We start from the raw sequence: 17,631 nt of genomic DNA, 5'->3' as shown, positions 1-17,631 counted from the left end.
ACCGATGCCGATACCTGACCGTGCGGTGGTTGCAAAGCTTCGATACCGCGTCAGCTCGGCTAGACTTCGGCATATTTCCGTGACGGCCGTAAGGCGTTCTTGCAGGTGTAAGAAACTCTGAATACACGGTGCTTTTGAATATTATTCGTAACGAAGAGCCTCGATAGGGTCGATTCGAGCGCCGTTCCAAGCGGGATACAGGCCAGCGATGACACCGACGAGCACCCCGACGGCGACGGCAATCCCTGCCCATTCTATCGGGAAGGTGAACGGAAGAGCGAGGAACGTCGTCGCACCGTACCCACCAAGTACTCCGAGGATGATTCCGAACATGGATCCGAACAGCCCCAGGATAACTGCCTCAACGAGGAACAACTGAAGGATATCACGGTTCTGGAACCCAACGGCTTTCATGATTCCTATCTCGCGTGTCCGTTCGGTGACGCTCACGAGCATGATGTTAGCGATACCGATCGCGCCGACAATGAGCGAGATGACCGCAATGCCCGTGACGAAGCTGGTGAAGGTGCTCACCAGGCTCTGCATCTGCTTGACGGACTCGTCGATTGTCTGAACACTCACCTCGTACGACGATGGGAGAAGCCCCTGCGCATCCGAGTCAGCAGTGAAGTAATCTGTGACACGGTTAGCGACCGGGTCAACTTGGTCGTGATTACCTGCTACGACAGTCAGTTGCGAGTAGACGCGCTGATTTTCTCCCGTTGCTGGACTTACAAGTCGGGTGTCGTGGAACGGGTCCGTCGGACCGTAGATCTCGGCTGGTGGACTATCATCCGAAGAACCGAATTCACTGCTACTGCTGGAGCCTTCGAGAATGCCGACGACTGTTGCGTTAATCGTCTCACCACCGCTCCGAATGACTGTGATGGAGTCACCAACAGAGACGTTCTGCTCAAAGATAGTCGCCGCACCTTCGTTCAGGACGACTTCCCGTTCACCGGGTGAGAAGGGGTCACCAGCGGAGAAATTTCCCGCTGTCTGGCTGAAGTAGGCAGGCGTCGTCGCCGTCATTGCTGATTGTGCAACCGACTGTCCGCTATATGTGACGCCTGAGAGTGATACGCTCCCCTCTGGAACGACCGTTTCAACGCCTTTTGTCTCCTGGAGTTGTTGGATGTCGTGCTCGGTGAAGACGGCCGGACCGCCGCCACCCTCTCCCGGTCCGCCATCGGCGCTTTGCAGTTGACTCACAACTGTCATCTCCGAAGAACCTTCCCCCGCGTCATTCGAAGAACCTGCAGCCACGTCGCTAATTATCGCGCCTTGAAGGCTCGCACCTAATGTGACAAACGTGATAACCGCTCCAATGCCGATGACGACGCCGAGTGTGGTCAGCGTCGAACGGAGACGGTGCCCGCGAATCGTCCGCCATGCCATCCGTAGACTCTCAAAGAGGTCCATTACTCACCACCCCCAACTGTTGGCCGTACAGGCGAGTCAACGGTCTCTTCGCGTTCGATGACACCGTCCAGTAGGTGGATGATCTTATCGGCGTGCTCGGCGATATCGCGATCATGTGTCACCATAAGAATCGTGTTGCCACCCTCGTGGAGTTCACTGAACAGTTCCATGATATTGGCTCCAGTTTTCGAGTCCAGATTCCCCGTCGGTTCATCGGTGAGAATCAGTGCTGGGTCGTTGGCCAGGGCGCGAGCGATGGAGACCCGCTGGCGCTGACCCCCTGATAGTTCGTTTGGACGATGACCTGCGCGGTCTCCGAGTCCAACACGTTCTAAGAGTTGCTTCGCGCGTTCATTTCGCTCACTTCGTGAAACTTTCTGGGCGACCATTGGCTGCACGATGTTCTCCTGGGCGGTCAGTCGAGGCATTAGGTTGAAGGTCTGAAAGACAAACCCAATCTCGCTACCCCGTAGCCGTGTTCGTTCTCTACTGGAGAGTTGAGTTACGTCCTTCCCGTTGACGATAACTCGCCCCTCCGTCGGAGTGTCCAAACACCCGATGAGATTCATCAGCGTGCTCTTCCCTGAACCGCTCGGACCCATGACGGCAGTATATGAACCACGCTTCAACTTGAGAGACACTCCGTCGAGAGCATGGACGGGTTCTCCCACCTGGTATGTTTTCCGGACATCCTGAACCGCGACTGCTGCCTGATTCGTGCGTTCGTTTACGCTCATTCGGATATCCCTTTCTAGTAGGTGGTGATAAAGGAGACAGACCGTTGTATCGGATATCGTCGCTATATCACCATACAGGCCCAAATTCTGCAGAATTAGTTTGCAGAACTAAAACCACAGAGGCCATGGTGGCAGCGTGCTCTACGGACGATATAGGCATACACCGATTTTCCAAATACACCACTCAATCGTAAAGGATAATCCTCTACGGCCTATATCCACGCAATATGGCGGGCCAGTCGGCATCACTCCTCACGAAAACACAGCGAACCCGAATAAAGGATGATTTTGATGGTCTTGATCAGGAGAAAAAACGGCGAGATCAACAACGAATTCGAGAACGGTTTCGATCTGGTCTGCTAGACTTTCAGCTTCTCGCTGACTATCCAGACCGGCAGTTTGAGATGGCGTTCGACGACCTGTCGGATGACGAACTCCGGACGACACTCGCGTCTACAACCATTGTCGTCGAACGACTCTGCGAACTCAATGGTATTGATCGAGATGAATTGATCAAAGAGATCCGTGGTCAGACTGAAGACTACACCGACACAACGACAGCTCCGACCCTCGAGCAAATTGATCTTCAGACGGCAGCGGAAATTCGCCGCCAGACAAAAGCCGAAGTAGAGGAGCAGTTTGAAGAGAACCAATGGGACAAACGTGCAAGCAGGTTGGGCAAACTAGCAGTAGCTTTCTTTCTTCCTTTTCCACTCTTTGCATATTACGATGCTTATGTTGCGGATATTAACATGGAAATTTTTAATTATCTGGAGGCACTGCTCGGATCCGCCTTCGTTTTATGCATATTGGGATGGTTCCTTATCACGTCCTTGCAAACATTGAAATATGATATCGTACCTGTTTTTGTGAAGTTTCGACGAGAGCCAAGAACATTCGTAAAAAGAAGAGTTAGAAACTTGATTAAAAATCCTGGGCAAAGAATTCGACAGATGTGGGAGGAGTTATAATCAATAACAACACCACAACCGCTCGCACGTCGCCGGCGACCCGGACCAACACGTCGACGGATTGCTCCCGTCGCTCGACCCCGGCCTGACGCTGCTCGACACCGATACCGACCGGTCGGTGCCGGTCGTCCACGCCGTAGTCTGTGACCACCTGCTCGACGCCAGTGGTCCCGCCTTCTGGATCGACGCCCAAGGCTACGCGACGACGGCGACGCTGACCCAGATCGCGCCCAGCCAGCGCCTGCTCGACCGTATCCACGTCGCCCGCGGATTCACCGCCTACCAGCATTTCAGCGCGCTCGCGGATTTGTCCGGAGCCGTCAACGCCCACGTCAAAGCGGCGACGACGACCGACGCGTTCGGCCAGCGCGACGCGACCGACGACACGGACACCCAGCCGACGCCGGCACTGATCGTCGCGCCCGCCGTCGACGCGCTCTATCGGGCCGACGACACACTCGGTGACGCACAGGTGCGCCGACTCCTGGCACGTAGCCTCGCCCGTCTCCGCCAATACGCCGACGCCTACGACGTGCCCGTCCTCTGCACCCGAACCGAAGGGGACGCCCTCACCGACCCCATCGAAGCGGCCGCAACTCACCACTACACCTGCGAGTCGACGCGGATGGGCCCGCGGATTACCGGCGAGGAGTTCGAACCCCAGTGGTACCCCGTCGCCGGTGGCGACGCCTACCAGACGACACTCGCCTACTGGGCGGACCTGCTGGCCGCCCGCGCCGAGGGGACCGGGCACCAGCCCGCCACCCCGTCGAGTCCCTCGATGGATACCGACGACTCCGAGGGACAGGTCACGACTGCACCCGCTCGCCAGCCCGATACCCCGCTCCTGGCAACGTGGGCCGGCCAGCCCGGCCGGGGGCCCTGACGATGGGCCGTACCAACCCCACCTTTCGCGACACGCTCACGGCGCTCGAACGTCGGTGGGACGACTATCGGCGTGCGCTGCGCCGGCGCGACCAGCCACACTTCGACCGGCTGTTCACCCACGCTCGCGAGCACGCCGACGCGAGCGGCCTGCTGAACCACCAGAACCCCATGGATCCGGTGCTGGTGAGTATCGCGCTCGAACAGCAACGCGCGATCGAGCGACTCCAGTCGCGAGTCGACACGCTCGAAGCGACTGTCGAGTCGGTCCCCGACGATCCCACCGGTAGGAGCGACTGCTGACCGCAATGCCGTTCGCTTTCGACTTTTGCGACGACGGCCGGGTGCTCGAATGGACGGCGACTGACGACGGCGCCGATCCCACCGTCGTCGACGACTACACGCCCAGATTCTTCGTCGGTCCCCGGGATGCCGAGGCGGAGATCGACCTCACCCGCCTGCGCCGGGTTTACGAGCGCCACCCGGACGTCGTCGGTGTCGAGGTCGTCGAGCGACGGCCGGGCTTTCGCCGCGAGGCCGAACGCCTGCTGGCCGTCGACGCCTGCCACGTCGACCGCGTCACGTCGCTGGCCCGGCAGGCTCGCCAGCTCGACGCCTACCCCGTGGGCGAGCTGGCCTGCTACAACGTGGATTTCACCCGCGGGTTTCGCTACTGTCTCGAACGCGGCGTCGACCCGACACCCGAGACCGATCTGACCACCCTCTCGCTGTCGGTCCCGGTTCCCGAAACGACCGATGGGGCCTACGAGACGCTGACCGTCGACGGCGACACCGTCACCGGCTCACCGGCGACGATCCTCGACGCCGTCGGGATCGCCGTCGAAGACCAAAATCCCGATGTGCTCGTCTGCTCGACGGCCGAGATCGTCCCCACCCTCTATAGCATGGCTGACCAAGCCGGCCGCGACGAGTTCACGCTAAGTCGGTGGCCCGGCGTCGACTACCAGCAACTGGCCGGCCAGTCGACCTACACGAGTTACGGCCGCGTGGGTCACTCACCGGCGCGGTACAACGTGCCCGGCCGTGCAATCGTCGACGAGTCGGCGACGTTCCTGTACGACGAGACCAACCTCGACGGCGTCCTTGACTTGGTCGGGCGCTCGCACAAGCCCGTCCAGGAACTCGCCTGGGCGTCGATCGGCACCGTCCTCACGGCGATCCAGGTCCGCGAGGCGGCCGCCCGTGGCGTCCTCGTCCCCTGGAACTCCTGGCGCCACGAGCTGTTCAAGCCGATGGCCACGCTGCACGACGCCGACCGCGGCGGGTTCATCTTCGCCCCCGACGCGGGCGTCCACGAGAATGTCCACGAACTCGACTTTTCGAGCCTCTATCCGAACATCATCTCCACCCGAAACGTCTCCCCCGACGTGATCCGCTGTGACTGCCATCGCGACCGCGCCGACGTGCCCGGGCTCGACTACGCGATCTGCGACGAGCGTGGATATCTCGTCGACGTCCTCGAACCGATCATCGACGACCGCGATACGATCAAGGCGGCCATCCGCGAGGAGCGTGCAGCCGAGGACCCCGACGAGGCCCGCCTGGCCGCACTCGAAGGCCGCTCGGAGGCCTTGAAGTGGATCCTCGTCGCCTGCTTCGGCTATCAGGGCTTCGCGAACGCCAAGTTCGGGCGGATCGAGTGCCACGAGGCGATCAACGCCTTCGCCCGGGAGATCCTGCTGACGGCGAAAGAACGGCTGGAAGCCGGTGGGTGGGAGGTCGTCCACGGCATCGTCGATTCGATCTGGGTGCGGCCGGCACCGGATGTCCCGGACGGGGAGCGAACGGATCTCGATACCCTTGCCGCTGAGATTACCGACAGTGTGGGGATCCGTCTCGAATACGAGGCCGCCCACGACTGGGTCGCGTTCGTCCCGCGACGCGACGACCCGGCCGGCGCGCTGACGAAGTACTTCGGCCGACTGGCCGACTCTGGAGAGTTCAAGATCCGCGGCATCGAGGCACGCCAACGGTCGACACCGTCGTTCGTCGAGCGCGTCCAGCGCGACTGTCTCGACCGGCTCGATGAAACGCGAGCATCCGAACCAGTGTTGGAACGGCTCCACGCGGCGATCGGACGGCTGCGGGCCGGCCGGGTCGACCCCGATCGGCTGGCCGAGCGGATCCGTATCTCGAAACCGGTTGAGGCCTACACGCAGTACACCCACACCGTCGCGGCGCTCGAACGCGCTCGCGACCAGGGTCTAGACATCCATCCCGGCCAGGAGATCGCGTATATCGTCGTCGACGACGACAAGTCTTCGCGCGATCGGGTTTCACTCGCCCACGAGGGAATCGACAGCTACGACACGGCGTACTACGAGACCCAACTCGTCCGCGCCGTTGAGAGCGTCCTTGCACCGTTGGGATGGGACCGAGAAGAGATTCGCCAGTGGCTCGCCGAGACCACTGACGCGACCCTCGGAGCGTATTCGGGATAACCGATTTCACCGCCGGCTCATAAGAGACCTTCTCCGCAGCCACTTCCAGCCGCTAGTCGGATTCGTCGTCCAGGTCGCCCTGCAAGTACCGCTCGCCCAACTCAGTGATCCGGTAGTACCCCCGTTTAACGCGCTCGACGTATCCTTTGTCGGTCAGCGTCGTCAGTCGACGATTCACCTCGTCCCGAGACTTGTCGATGTTGATTGCGATGACCGACGGCGAGAGAATCAACCCCGACGACGAGAGACATTCGAGGATACGATCGTCTATCGGCAACTGCATCCACCCCGGCGGCGTACGACGATTGGCCACGTTGCCCCTACATCGACGGGCGGGGTCTTATCAGGTTCCAATAATAAGTTCATGTGATTAGAAACATTATTTAATGAGGTTTTTTATACCTACGTGTCATTAATCCATGTGGTGGCTACGTGCGATACGACTCGCGATCAGACACTGTGAGAATCGCGGTTGAGCTCCTCGGCGGAAGGCACGCTGGTACAGCGGCCCACGGAGGGGCCAGTCTGTGACGAACGAAATTGTTGGTCAGCCGGAGGACTACTGTTCGTCCTCGACTGAGGGGTTGCCCCAGCGGTGTCCGCAGTGCGGCCGTGAGCTGCTCGGGGTCCAACTACGCGGTCCGGCCGATCGTCGGGCGGTCCCGTGTGGCCATCTGATCGGGGATTCGTGACCCGTGAGTCAGAGTTTATTTCGCCCCGAAATAGCGCCAGCCTCTCGCGAAAGGCGTTCGATCTGGCTCGCGAGATGGATTCGGGGACAAGAACGGCCTGTTCTGAGAGCCTGTACTGAGCGAACTGAGGGCGAGAAGAAACGAGTGTGTGTGAACAGTTGTATGACGCCCTCTTCCGCAGGCTACTTGAGAAGCATCCACCGACCGAGTGCGGCTTGTAAAAACGACAACTTAACGCCAAGACATTCGCCGGACCTTCTCAGAGACACTTTTCCGGTCGATTTGGCCTCGGATAGTCAAACTCAATCGCGTCGTACGAATAGCTGGAGGTGAATCCGTCCGGCTTGCGAACTAGAAACATAACCTGCATCTTCTCGTACTGGTGGAAACCGATATGATCTGCGACAACATATTTCGGGGTGGTGTTCGCAGATATTCGCACTATTTCGTGATCCACCGGCGAACTGAAATCTCCAATAACAGTCGAATTTAAGACTCTCCCCTCCTCGTTGTAGAGACACAGAGTAACATTCGAAAACGTTCGATCTTCGATGTAGAAATCTAAAGAGATCCGAGCTTGATACTCGAACGTCCCATTCTTTGTGACCAGATGTTGGGTTGACATACTCAAGTCGCCAGCGTTTGTGTCGTGGCCTTCGCCACTGTCAGTCAGGCTCTCGGTAACAGAGGGGGTCGGGCTTGATTGAGACGTACAACCAGCTATCAAGACCAGCGAAACCGTCAGCATTAGTAGCAGCTTCCGAAGATTCATTCCGGATCACGAATTGTGAGCAGTTCTTCGATACTGAACGCAGTATAGTTTGCCCCTGTTGGTGGAACGAAATTGATGTCATTGACGCCAGAGCTCATCACACTCCATTGTTTGCGGGGAATTCCGAATCGGTCTTCGACCTGTTCTGGAGTCGAGTCATTCTGTGCACCACTGTATATTTCGTACAGGTGTGCTGCATCGTATGGTTCTGCTTCCTCAACTCTCAGATGATGGCCAAGTTCATGCACCGCTGTTTTTGCTGTGGCAGCCCGAATTCGTTCGGCCTGAGAAAGGCCAAACCGAGACGGCACCTTCGACGGGTCGTGTTCTGGGCTGTCGGTAAAGACCGCCATCCAGAGTGTTTCCTCTCGATTATCCCTCCACTGACGACGGCCTGACTGTTGGGCGGTTCCTGGGTGACCCGGGCGTCGAGGTTGATTTCCTCGCCGTCCTCGAGGCCGTCGCCGTCGGTGTCCGCGTCGAACGGGTCGAGCGTGACAGTGGGTCCGTTCGCGAGCGGGACGCCCCTCACTTCGCGGAAGTCGGGGATGCCGTCGCCGTCTGAATCGCGTGTGGCGACACCTTCGGTAGCTTGCTCGAAGTCGATGTAGTGGGCGCGCAGCCAGGAGTTGTCGCCGCCCGTGTGGCGAGCATCTGCGCGCAGCGACACGGTGACCGTCTCGCCGGCGTGTTCGGAGATATTCACGCGTCGGACGACCGTCTTGGTTTTCGAGCCACTATCGTAATCGCTCTCCAGCCGGTAGATGTCGGTCTCGCCGTCGCCAGCGTCGATCGACAGCACCGCCGCCGCGTGCGACCAGCTGCTCTGGATGTGGGCGGTGACGTTGACCTTCACGAACAGCGGACCGTCCTCGGGCAAGGTGGTCGTGCGGTTGAACAACCGCTGGCGATTAGTCTTCTCCCACACCCGGATGGCGTCCTTGTCGGGTTCGATCTCACAGCCGCCGTCGGCGGGCTGGTCCTTGAACCCGCCGCCGCGGTCCTCGACGTTGCAGGTCCAGTTGCTCGCGCCGATCGACGAGGGCATCGACTCGAACGTCCAGTTGGCGATCCGTTCCGTGTTCGTGCCGTCGGGCCGCAGCGAGAGGATGTCGTTGCGGTGCTGGAGGTAGTGCAGCCACTGCTGGTCGTCGAAGACCGTGTACGTCGAGAAGTGCTCGGTCGTCGCGGTGACCGTGTTCGAATCGGGGTCGACCGTCGATTCGACGTGTTCGTAGCGCTGGGCGCTCTCGTTGAACCGATAGATCGAGAGGTTCCCCTCGCTACTGGCGACGCGCGATTCGTTGTAGGCGATGGTGAGGGTCGCTCGCGAGAAGTTCGCCTGCGACTCGAAGTCGACGAACGGTGCGACCGACGCGTTGGGCGTGTACTCGTCCTGGTAGCGGACGTGCGTCGGTTCCTCGACGGTCGTCGTTCCGGCGACGTTGCCCTCGCCGGTGATGTCGACGGTCGCACCGAGCGTCTCGTTGCCGGTCGTCGTCGTGAACGTCTCGTTGCCGTCGAAGACGCCGTCGTCGTCCGTGTCCGGATCGAGCGGGTCCGTCTCGAACGGCGCCTGTAGCTCGTCACCGTCGGCCAGTGAGTCGTCGTCGGTGTCCGGGTTCAGCGGGTCCGTTCCGTTCGCGAGTTCCGCGGCGTCGTCGAGCCCGTCACCATCGATGTCCGCATACAGCGGGTCAGTCCCCACAGCCAGTTCTTCGGCGTTTGACAGGGTATCGCCGTCAGGATCTTCTTGCGCGTCACCCGTGCCGTCGTCGTCGGTATCCGCCGCTAGCGGATCAGTTCGTGTCACCGATGTCTCGTTGCCGTCCGACAATTCGTCCCCGTCAGTGTCCGCAACGAGCGGGTCGGTCCTCAGGTCGAACTCCGCGAGCGTGCCGAGGCCGTCGCGGTCGAAGTCCGCGTGGCCGTCGATCACACCGTCGTCGCTCTCGTCGCGGTCGGTTTTGGCTGAGTCGCTATCCGGATCGAGCGGGTCAGTCCCGAGTGTGCCCTCGGTCGACTCGTCGAGCCCGTCGCCGTCGAGCAACAGCGTCGCGCTCGCCTGCGTGGTCTGGCCGTCTCCGTTCCGACCAAGCTTCACGTCTGTGTATCTGACAACGACAGTGACGTTCGCCACGCGATCGGAGAGCCGCACGGGCACGCCAAGTGTTCGATTCTCCATCGGTCCAGTTCGAAGTTGATCGACCGGCTGTGAACGGCGCTGTTCGCCGTCGACGTACACGGTGAGATTGCCGAGCGTCCACGGTCGCGGGTCCGAGAACCGCACTCTCACGCTTCGGTTCACTCCCACAGAGCCGGTTCGGATCGGGTCTGCGCGATTGACGATCGCCACGCTGGGGTCAACCTCCCGATCGATCATATGGAGCGATTGCTGTGCTTGCTGCCAGCTCGTCCGCAGCGCCCGGATCGCTTGGGCGTACTGACTGATCGCTTGCCGCCCGTCCGACCTGTTCGCCCGGTCGAGTCGGCGCTGTGCGCGGTCGAACTGCCGTTGGGCGTTGTCGAAGTGTGCCTCGGCGCTCCGGCGCAGCCCCTGATTGTCCAGTTCGCCCTCGGTCTGATTCAGTGCCCGTCGCGCGTCGAGGATCGTCCGGTAGGTCGTCCGGTTGTCCGCGAAGGCGACGTAGCGACTCGCCCGTAGCGAGGTGCCGTTCGCCTCCGAGCGGGCGAGTTTCGCCAGCGCCTGCACGCCGACCGCGTCGTCAGTGAACGACTCCATCGACGCTAGCCGCACGGGATCGCGATAGTCGTCGAGTGTTCCGTTGATCCGCTCGAACGCGCGATCGCGCGCCGACGCGAACCGCTCTTTCTCGACGCTCGCGTCGTCGATCGCCGCCGCGGCCTCGACTTTCAGCGCGGCCGGCGGCCCCGACGGAACGTTGCCCGCGCCGGCGAGCGCCGCCTCGTTACCTGCATTCCCGATCGTCGCAGATCCGGTCGTACCACCCACAACGGGGGGAATCGCTGCCAGTACCAACATGAGGACACACCCCAGTGCTCCGATTCGGCCCAGTGCCCCGATTCGGCCCAGTGCCCCATTACATCCACACGCTTACTGGTTACATATATTTGTTTTCATTTCTACAATACTGGGTTGATATTACGTATGAGATATCGGTTTGGAATTTCGGTTACATGCAGTCCCCCGGTTGAATCGTCCTGTGTACGCGCGAGGAGCGGTTACACCTGAGGCCATAAAGTGTCCCGTTGACTCGGCCACGAGAAGCGCGCCGAACGGCACAGTCAGTCAAACGAGCGACCGAAACCAGCCGACAACGGTCGTGGCTGCGCGCACAGGTACGAGCACGGAGCGGAGGGTGGGGAGGTTGGGGTTGGGCCGGTCCGGCACGCAAAAAACAAAGAGAGTTCGCGCCCTACTCGGTCCACCACCGCTCGCGCTCGGGCAACTCGATTTCCGACCAGCCTGTCACGGCCACCGAGACACGCCCCTCGTACCAGCTCTTCTCGACGCTTCGCAACCGCACGCGCTCCCCCTCGCTTACCCACGGCTGCCCGCTTCGCTCCCAGATGGTGAACTTCGTCCGTCCCGAGTCGTCCTCAATGAGTCCGACCGACTGAATCTTCGCGTTATTCGGCTCCCATAACTGCACGATTTCACCCTCGATGTCCACCGTCGAGCGAGGCACCTCCTCGAGCGTCTCGATCGGGACTGGAACCGCTGGGGATGCGTGCAATTCCTCTTTGACCAGCAACGCCGCGTTCAGCATGTCCACGCCTTCGGCGACCTTTTTGGCGAGTCGATACGCCGCCCCCGCCCTGGAGCGTCCATCCAACTCTTCAACTATCTGTGCAGCGCGCTCATTGACCTCCGCCAATTGCTCCTGACTCAGCTTGGTTCGTGGATCTTCAGGGGGCTCCTCCTGGGCGTATCGCGTCTGTAACCCGACCACCTCGCGCGTCCGTGCTTCCCTGTCCGAGGACTGGCGTCTGTCCAACCGCTGGCGCGAGGGGACCTGCATTTTAGCCCGGAACGGCGAGCTTGCTCGCCGCATGCCCGGAATAGTCGGTCGCGAGCGAAGCGAGGCGCGACCGTAGGGAGCGCCTCGATGCGAACGGCGACCGAAGGGAGCCGTGAGCAAGCGGAGGGCGGCAAGCGGCGAGCGGGGCGGGCCGTCACCACACACTTGACCAACCAATGGCCAAACCAGTGAACCCAACTACGACCCTGATGGACTGAAAGGGCGAGGTGGGCTCGCGTTCACTACAGTCGCCTGCACGGGCAACTATCCGCGCGGGCGGTGCGGATGGCATCCCCTCAGTCGGAGTGTGTCCTCTTGGTTGGATATGTACTGGTGTCACAGAGGAGTATCCCGTTGTAGGTGGCGAGCGATATGTCGCTGGCGACTAGGGTGGAGTGGGCGAACCATCCGTTCCAGTTCAATTCTCGCACCCGGGTTCAGAAATTAAGTCCCTCAGAGGCTTCTGCCTTCTCCCGATCCGAGTCCGGTTTCGGACGAGCAAGCGAGCAGATCGACCCCGTCTCCACATCCATCGAACGGGCCGTCACCGACGATCCGAGAATCGATGGCGCCGTAGGCCCTCCCAGCAACCGCTACCCGACCGCAGGAACGACTCATCGGATCGTTCGGTCGAGGAACTGCTGGATCGCCTCGGGACCCGCGGGCGGGAGGTCCGCAAGCAGGGGGTCGGGGGACCCGCCCCCGTCGACGTGTGTCGCCTCGTAGACCGACTGGGCGTGGGTGAGGTCGGCCGCGAGCAGGTCCATCGCCACGCGTTCGGACTCGATGTCCTCGACACGCTCGACCCAGACGTGGTTCAGGTCCCGCAGTTCGTAGAAGACCGCGTTCACGCCGGCTTCCTCCAAGGCGTCGAAAAACCGGTGGCTGTGCTCCACGTCGACCACCTCGTCCTCGCGGCCGTGCATCAACAGCGTCGGCGGGCTCTCGGGTGTGACGTGCGTGACGGGACTGGCCTGCGCGTACCGGTCGGGGTGGTCGGACTGGGGGCCGCCCATCAGCAGTGGGATGATTCCCTCAACGTCGTCCTCGACGAGCGTGAAGTCGGCGGCGCCGTACCAGCTGACGACGGCCTGTACGGCACCGGATTCGTCGGGCGCGACGGTCTTCTCGACCTCGTCGGCAAAAGCATCTCCGAGGTCGGTGACGTCGTCGACGACACCCGCGAGGAGGGCGAGATGACCGCCCGCGGAGGAGCCCCACGCGGCGACCCGGTCGGCGTCGTAGCCGTACTCGCCGGCGTGGGCGCGCAGCCATCGAATCCCGGCCTTCACGTCGACGAAGTGGTCGGGGAAGCTCCCCCGTGGGGTCGGGTTCGTCGGGTCGTACATCTCCTCGACGGCCGCCCCGTCGGGCGCCTCCTGGAGGCGGTAGCTGACGCTGGCGATCGCACAGTCCCACTCGGCGGCGTACCGCTCGGGGTCGGGGATGTTCGAGCGCGTCTCCGCGATCCACCCGCCGCCGTGAACGTAGACGACGAGCGGTGGGTCGTCACAGTGTGGGACGTAGAGGTCGAGTTTCAGTTCGCCGGGCTCGCGGTCGGCGTACGTGATCCCCTCGTGGACGGTGACATCGTCCATCATGATATCCGAAGAAGACAGAGCAGCCGGTATAGAACTACGGTTTCCGGCACTCGCCTCGACTGGAGTGGATCGACCCAGACCCGATTGGCCGCCGCGAGAGCGACAACGCCTCTGTCCGACCAGCGGCATTCGTTCGACGCTGCAGGGGAATCGGGGGGACGCAGAGGAGACAACTGGTCCGGAACTCCGGTCGGATGAGTGCCACTATCGCCCGACAATGCGGCCCTATCGAGAGTCCGCGCCCGCTCGGGGGACGAGACACACGACCGGTGGTTCGTTCGCCCGTATTTCAGCGGCCGATCGTACCCTGGCGCGTGACCGGGGCATCGGGGTTGATGGTGAACGCGACGACGGTCGAGTCCTCGGTCGCGGTGACGGGGACCTCGCTCTCGTCGGTCACGAGTGCGCTCTCGGTGTAGCCCACGGACTCTTCCCCGACGTCGACGGCGCCGTCGAAGACGTACAGATAGGTGTGCCAGCCCGATCGGGACGGCAGCGTGGTCGTAGCGTCGGCCTCCAGGCGACAGTCGTGGCAGTCGACGTCGTTGCGGACCGACAGCGGGGCGTCGGTTCCCTCGGGCCCGAACAGGTGGCGCCACTCGTTGGGGACGGGGTCGGGAATCGGCTCGTGCTGGATGCCCGGTTCGAGGTCGAGGCTGTGAGGCCGGACGAAGATCTGGAGCATCCGAAGCGGTGGGTCGTCTGCCAGCGTCTCTTCGGAGTGCCAGAAGCCGCTGCCGGCGTTCATCACCATCAGATGCTCGGGGTCGGTCACGAGGGCGTTGTCCTGTCGGTCGTCGTGGCGCATCACACCGTCGGGGACCCAGGAGACGATCTCCTCGTTGCGGTGCTGGTGCATCCGGATGAACGTTCCCGGGTCCATGAACGACTCGACGACGGTCGCGAGCGGTCCGTAGCCGTGGTCGTCGTGGTCGGGGACGGCCCGGCCGGGGAAGTTGAAGTGGATCCGGAACTTGCCCTGATCCTGCGACACGTCCGTTCGCGGCGCTGTGTGGATGCGAGGCTGCGTCCGTGCGGGGAGCGAATCGTCCATTACCGACGTATTGGCTCTCACCCGTATATGGGTTCTGCGCGGGGTGGCGCCAATGACACCGACCCGAGTGGACACGAACGAACAGCGACGGAAACGATGGATCTCGCACCCATATCGAGTCCACCGCCGCAAATAGTGCTTCAACCAGATTTCTTTATACGTTCTATCTGGTTTCTGTTCACAGAGTGGATCGCTCTGATGCGGAAGAGTCGGTGACAGCTCTCACCCTGGAGGACCGGAACCCGACTGTTCGGTATCAGCATCTCATCGAGAACATTCAGGATGCGGTCGTCGAGTTCGAATTCGTCGACGACGAGCCGATCGTCCGGAACGTCAACGACGCCTTCGAAGAGACGTTCGGATACGGAGCAGCGGACATCTGTGGAGAGTCACTCAACGACTGGATCGTTCCGGCAGGTTTCGAGGAGGAGGCGCATGACATCGACGGCACCACGGAAGGCGGCGAGATAAGTTCACACCAGCTCACACGCGAGACAGCCGGTGGGCTTCGGGAGTTCCTCCACAGGAGCATCCCGTGTCCCGAGTCGGAGTCGATCGACGGAATCGCCCTCTATACGGACATCACCGAGCGCGAGCGGGCCAAACAGAAACGCCAGTTGCTGACCGAAACGAGTCGCTGTATCGGCACGGCACAAACGCTTCGAGACGGCTTCCGGACGGCGCTCCAGTCGATCTGTGACTACACCGAGTGGACGTACGGCGAAGTGTGGCAACCAGCGGAGACGAGTGACGAACTCAGATTCGTCGCTGGCCACACGAACGATGCCGACTGCGAGCGGTTCCTCGAGGGGAGCACGGACGTGACGTTCGTGCCCGGCTCGGGGCTTCCCGGACGTGTCTACGAGTCAGGCCGGCAGGAGTGGATCTCTGACGCCTCACAGGAGCCAGCGTCCGTCTTCCACCGGACCGAATTGGCCGCGGAAAGCGACCTCCACGCCGCCCTGGGCGTCCCTGTGAAAGCCGAGGAGGGGGAATCCGTTGTTGCGGTCCTCGTGTTCTTCTTGCGCGACGCGCGCGACAGTGACGGAGCGCTCGTCAGGGACGTGACCGACGTTGCGAAAAATCTCGGCGGACTGGTCAAACGCAAGCAGGCCGAGGAACTAGTTCGGCGCCGGAACGAACAGCTCGAACAGTTCGCACACGTGATCAGCCACGATCTGCGGAACCCGTTGAACGTGGCCATGGGCCACCTCCAGATGGTTCCGGACGACGCCGAGACCCCACACATCGACCGGGTGGCGACGGCTCACGAGCGGATGCACGAACTCATCGAGGACGTTCTGACGCTGGCTCGCCAGGGAAGGTCCATCGAGGACCCGGAGCCGGTTTCGCTTGCGAACTGTGCCGCCCAGAGCTGGGACATGATCGAGACGGGCGCTGGGGACCTGACTATCGAGGCGACGCGAACGGTACAAGGGGACGTGAGCCGCCTGCGACAGCTGTTCGAGAACCTCTTTCGCAACGCCGTCGAGCACGGCTCCCCGACGGTGACGATCACCGTCGGGGAGATACGCGACGGCTTCTACGTCGCGGACGATGGCCCGGGGATTCCCGCGGGAGAGCGGACCGCCGTGTTCGATTTCGGCTACACGACGAGAGAGGGAGGAACCGGGTTCGGCCTTCCGATCGTGAAAGAGATCGCGGAAGCCCACGGCTGGACGGTCAGAGTGACCGAAAGTGCTCACGGCGGGACCAGGTTCGAGGTCGTCGGCTGTGGTACGAGCGGCCGACCGGTCTGATGCGCGACGGTCCCATCGTGGAGATCCGTTCAAGGGACCGGTCGAAGCCCCCGTCTCCCCGTTCGAAACGGATTCGTCCACCGCGTCGTCCGTCTCGATGGCGAACCGTCTCCACGGGGCCCAGGCCAGCTGGCGTCGGTGACGATGGCGGGTCCGACTCCCGGTCGTATCGGTCACGCATGTCCCTGACGACCGCGCTGAACAGGTGCGAGTCCTCGGTGACGTGTTCCCCGAAGGAGATTCCCAGCGGGATCTCGGTGCCGTCCCGGTGGCGCCCCGGGAGTTCGATCCACGACCAGTCCAGCGAGCGCTCGCCGCTCGCGAGGTACGCAGCGATCCCCTCGTGGTGGCTCTCGTGGAACCGTTCGGGCATGATCGTCGTCAGCGACTCCCCCTCCAGTTCGGCCGGCGGGTAGCCGAAGATCCCCTCGGTTGCGGGACTGGCGTACTGGACGCAACTCTCCGTGTCGACCGTCAGGACCGCGAACGAATCGTTGTTCGTGAGCGCTTCGAACTGCGCGGTGGGCGCCCGGTCGGCACCGCCGCTGGCGTGGTCCACGCCCAGGGTTTCGGGACGGTGGGATAGTACCGCGAACCGGTCGGGACCGGCTGCCGTGACGACATCGGTCGCACCCGAAGCCAGCGCCGCGTCGGCCCGGCCGGCCGACGGGGTGACGAAGGCGACGACGGGCCTCTCGTGGCACGTCAGTCGCTCGATGTCGTCGATCTCCAGCGCCCGTTCGTCGACGACAGCGACGAGACACGCGTCGGCCCCCGGAGTTCGGTCGGTGAGCGTCGCCGGTGACGGGACCGCCCGGACGGAAGCGTGCTCCAGTTCGGTTTCGAGGCGCTCCACGAGACGGTCCGCTTGCCGAACGCCCACGCAGACGACATCGGAGCCCGAACCCGTCCGAACCACACTGGAGGGTACGTAGCAGCCATCAAAAATTCCCGTGTCGAATCTAATCACCGGCCGCCCGGACCGGAAATCTCATCGGAGGAAACTGAATTTCATCCGTCACTAATATCCCGTTCAGTTGGCAACTATCGTCGGTCGAACTCCCTCACGTTGTGGCAAGTATTGGTTTTAGGCAGTGTTTGGTATATTGTGACATGGGTGGACCCTTCGGGCGGCGAAACGAGCATCGGACCCGATATCGAAGAGAGCGCGGACGGGCACCGGCTGCGGACGGCGCCCGCGCCGGGAGACCGTCGGTACGGTATCGAGTGTCGGGCGGACCGTCGGACGGCGGAGTGCGGTCGGCCGGGGG

The 17,631-nt window shown here is 62.1% G+C and carries 13 protein-coding genes; 5 read left to right on the top strand and 8 right to left on the bottom strand.

Annotated features, from left to right (window positions below; all coding sequences use genetic code 11):
• Positions 1-141: 141 nt before the first annotated feature.
• Positions 142-1,422, bottom strand: a complete 1,281-nt coding sequence (locus HZS55_RS21295) for an ABC transporter permease (protein ID WP_179909539.1) — start codon at positions 1,420-1,422, stop codon at positions 142-144.
• Positions 1,422-2,159 (bottom strand): ABC transporter ATP-binding protein, encoded by a 738-nt coding sequence (locus HZS55_RS21290; protein WP_179909538.1) that lies wholly within the window; start codon positions 2,157-2,159, stop codon positions 1,422-1,424. The genes HZS55_RS21295 and HZS55_RS21290 overlap by 1 nt, the downstream gene beginning before the upstream one ends.
• Positions 2,160-2,386: 227 nt before the next feature.
• On the opposite strand from HZS55_RS21290, the gene HZS55_RS21285 reads away from it, so the two are divergent.
• The 4 genes from HZS55_RS21285 to HZS55_RS21270 all read left to right on the top strand — a co-directional run bounded on the left by HZS55_RS21285 (position 2,387) and on the right by HZS55_RS21270 (position 6,477).
• Positions 2,387-3,130 (top strand): hypothetical protein, encoded by a 744-nt coding sequence (locus HZS55_RS21285; protein ID WP_179909537.1) that lies wholly within the window; start codon positions 2,387-2,389, stop codon positions 3,128-3,130.
• Between the two features lie 61 nt (positions 3,131-3,191).
• On the top strand, positions 3,192-4,016 hold the full coding sequence (locus tag HZS55_RS21280) for a hypothetical protein (RefSeq protein WP_179909536.1): 825 nt from the start codon (positions 3,192-3,194) through the stop codon (positions 4,014-4,016).
• A gap of 2 nt (positions 4,017-4,018) precedes the next feature.
• A complete protein-coding gene (locus tag HZS55_RS21275; RefSeq protein WP_179909535.1) occupies positions 4,019-4,318 on the top strand; it encodes a hypothetical protein in 300 nt (99 codons plus the stop codon).
• A 5-nt stretch (positions 4,319-4,323) separates the two neighbouring features.
• Entirely contained in the window at positions 4,324-6,477 is a 2,154-nt protein-coding gene (locus tag HZS55_RS21270; RefSeq protein ID WP_179909534.1) for a type B DNA-directed DNA polymerase, read from the top strand.
• 52 nt (positions 6,478-6,529) lie between these two features.
• On the opposite strand, the gene HZS55_RS21265 is transcribed toward HZS55_RS21270, so the two are convergent.
• The 5 genes from HZS55_RS21265 to HZS55_RS21245 form a co-directional block, all read right to left on the bottom strand.
• The gene (locus tag HZS55_RS21265) at positions 6,530-6,760 is read right to left on the bottom strand and encodes a type IV toxin-antitoxin system AbiEi family antitoxin domain-containing protein (protein WP_179911946.1); all 231 of its coding nucleotides are present in this window, start codon (positions 6,758-6,760) and stop codon (positions 6,530-6,532) included.
• Positions 6,761-8,164: 1,404 nt separating this feature from the next.
• Complete coding sequence (locus HZS55_RS21260) at positions 8,165-10,915, bottom strand: HlyD family secretion protein (protein ID WP_179909533.1); 2,751 nt, start codon at positions 10,913-10,915, stop codon at positions 8,165-8,167.
• A 424-nt stretch (positions 10,916-11,339) separates the two neighbouring features.
• Complete coding sequence (locus HZS55_RS21255) at positions 11,340-11,876, bottom strand: hypothetical protein (RefSeq protein ID WP_179909532.1); 537 nt, start codon at positions 11,874-11,876, stop codon at positions 11,340-11,342.
• 683 nt (positions 11,877-12,559) lie between these two features.
• Positions 12,560-13,546 (bottom strand): alpha/beta hydrolase, encoded by a 987-nt coding sequence (locus HZS55_RS21250; RefSeq protein ID WP_179909531.1) that lies wholly within the window; start codon positions 13,544-13,546, stop codon positions 12,560-12,562.
• Between the two features lie 289 nt (positions 13,547-13,835).
• Positions 13,836-14,600, bottom strand: coding sequence for a pirin family protein (locus HZS55_RS21245; protein ID WP_179909530.1), 765 nt, complete (start codon positions 14,598-14,600; stop codon positions 13,836-13,838).
• A 212-nt stretch (positions 14,601-14,812) separates the two neighbouring features.
• Here HZS55_RS21245 and HZS55_RS21240 point away from each other — a divergent pair, with 212 nt between their 5' ends.
• Positions 14,813-16,360, top strand: a complete 1,548-nt coding sequence (locus HZS55_RS21240) for a PAS domain-containing sensor histidine kinase (protein ID WP_179909529.1) — start codon at positions 14,813-14,815, stop codon at positions 16,358-16,360.
• Here the strand turns inward: HZS55_RS21240 and HZS55_RS21235 are convergent.
• Positions 16,284-17,216 carry a PAS domain S-box protein gene (locus HZS55_RS21235; protein WP_179909528.1) on the bottom strand — a complete coding sequence of 311 codons (933 nt, stop codon included), beginning with the start codon at positions 17,214-17,216 and terminating at the stop codon, positions 16,284-16,286. The genes HZS55_RS21240 and HZS55_RS21235 overlap by 77 nt on opposite strands.
• Between the last annotated feature and the right edge of the window lie 415 nt (positions 17,217-17,631).

The organism is Halosimplex rubrum (genome assembly GCF_013415885.1).
GTDB lineage: Archaea > Halobacteriota > Halobacteria > Halobacteriales > Haloarculaceae > Halosimplex > Halosimplex rubrum.
Note: the sequence above shows the minus strand (reverse complement) of the source record. Positions and strands in the feature narration are given on the sequence as shown.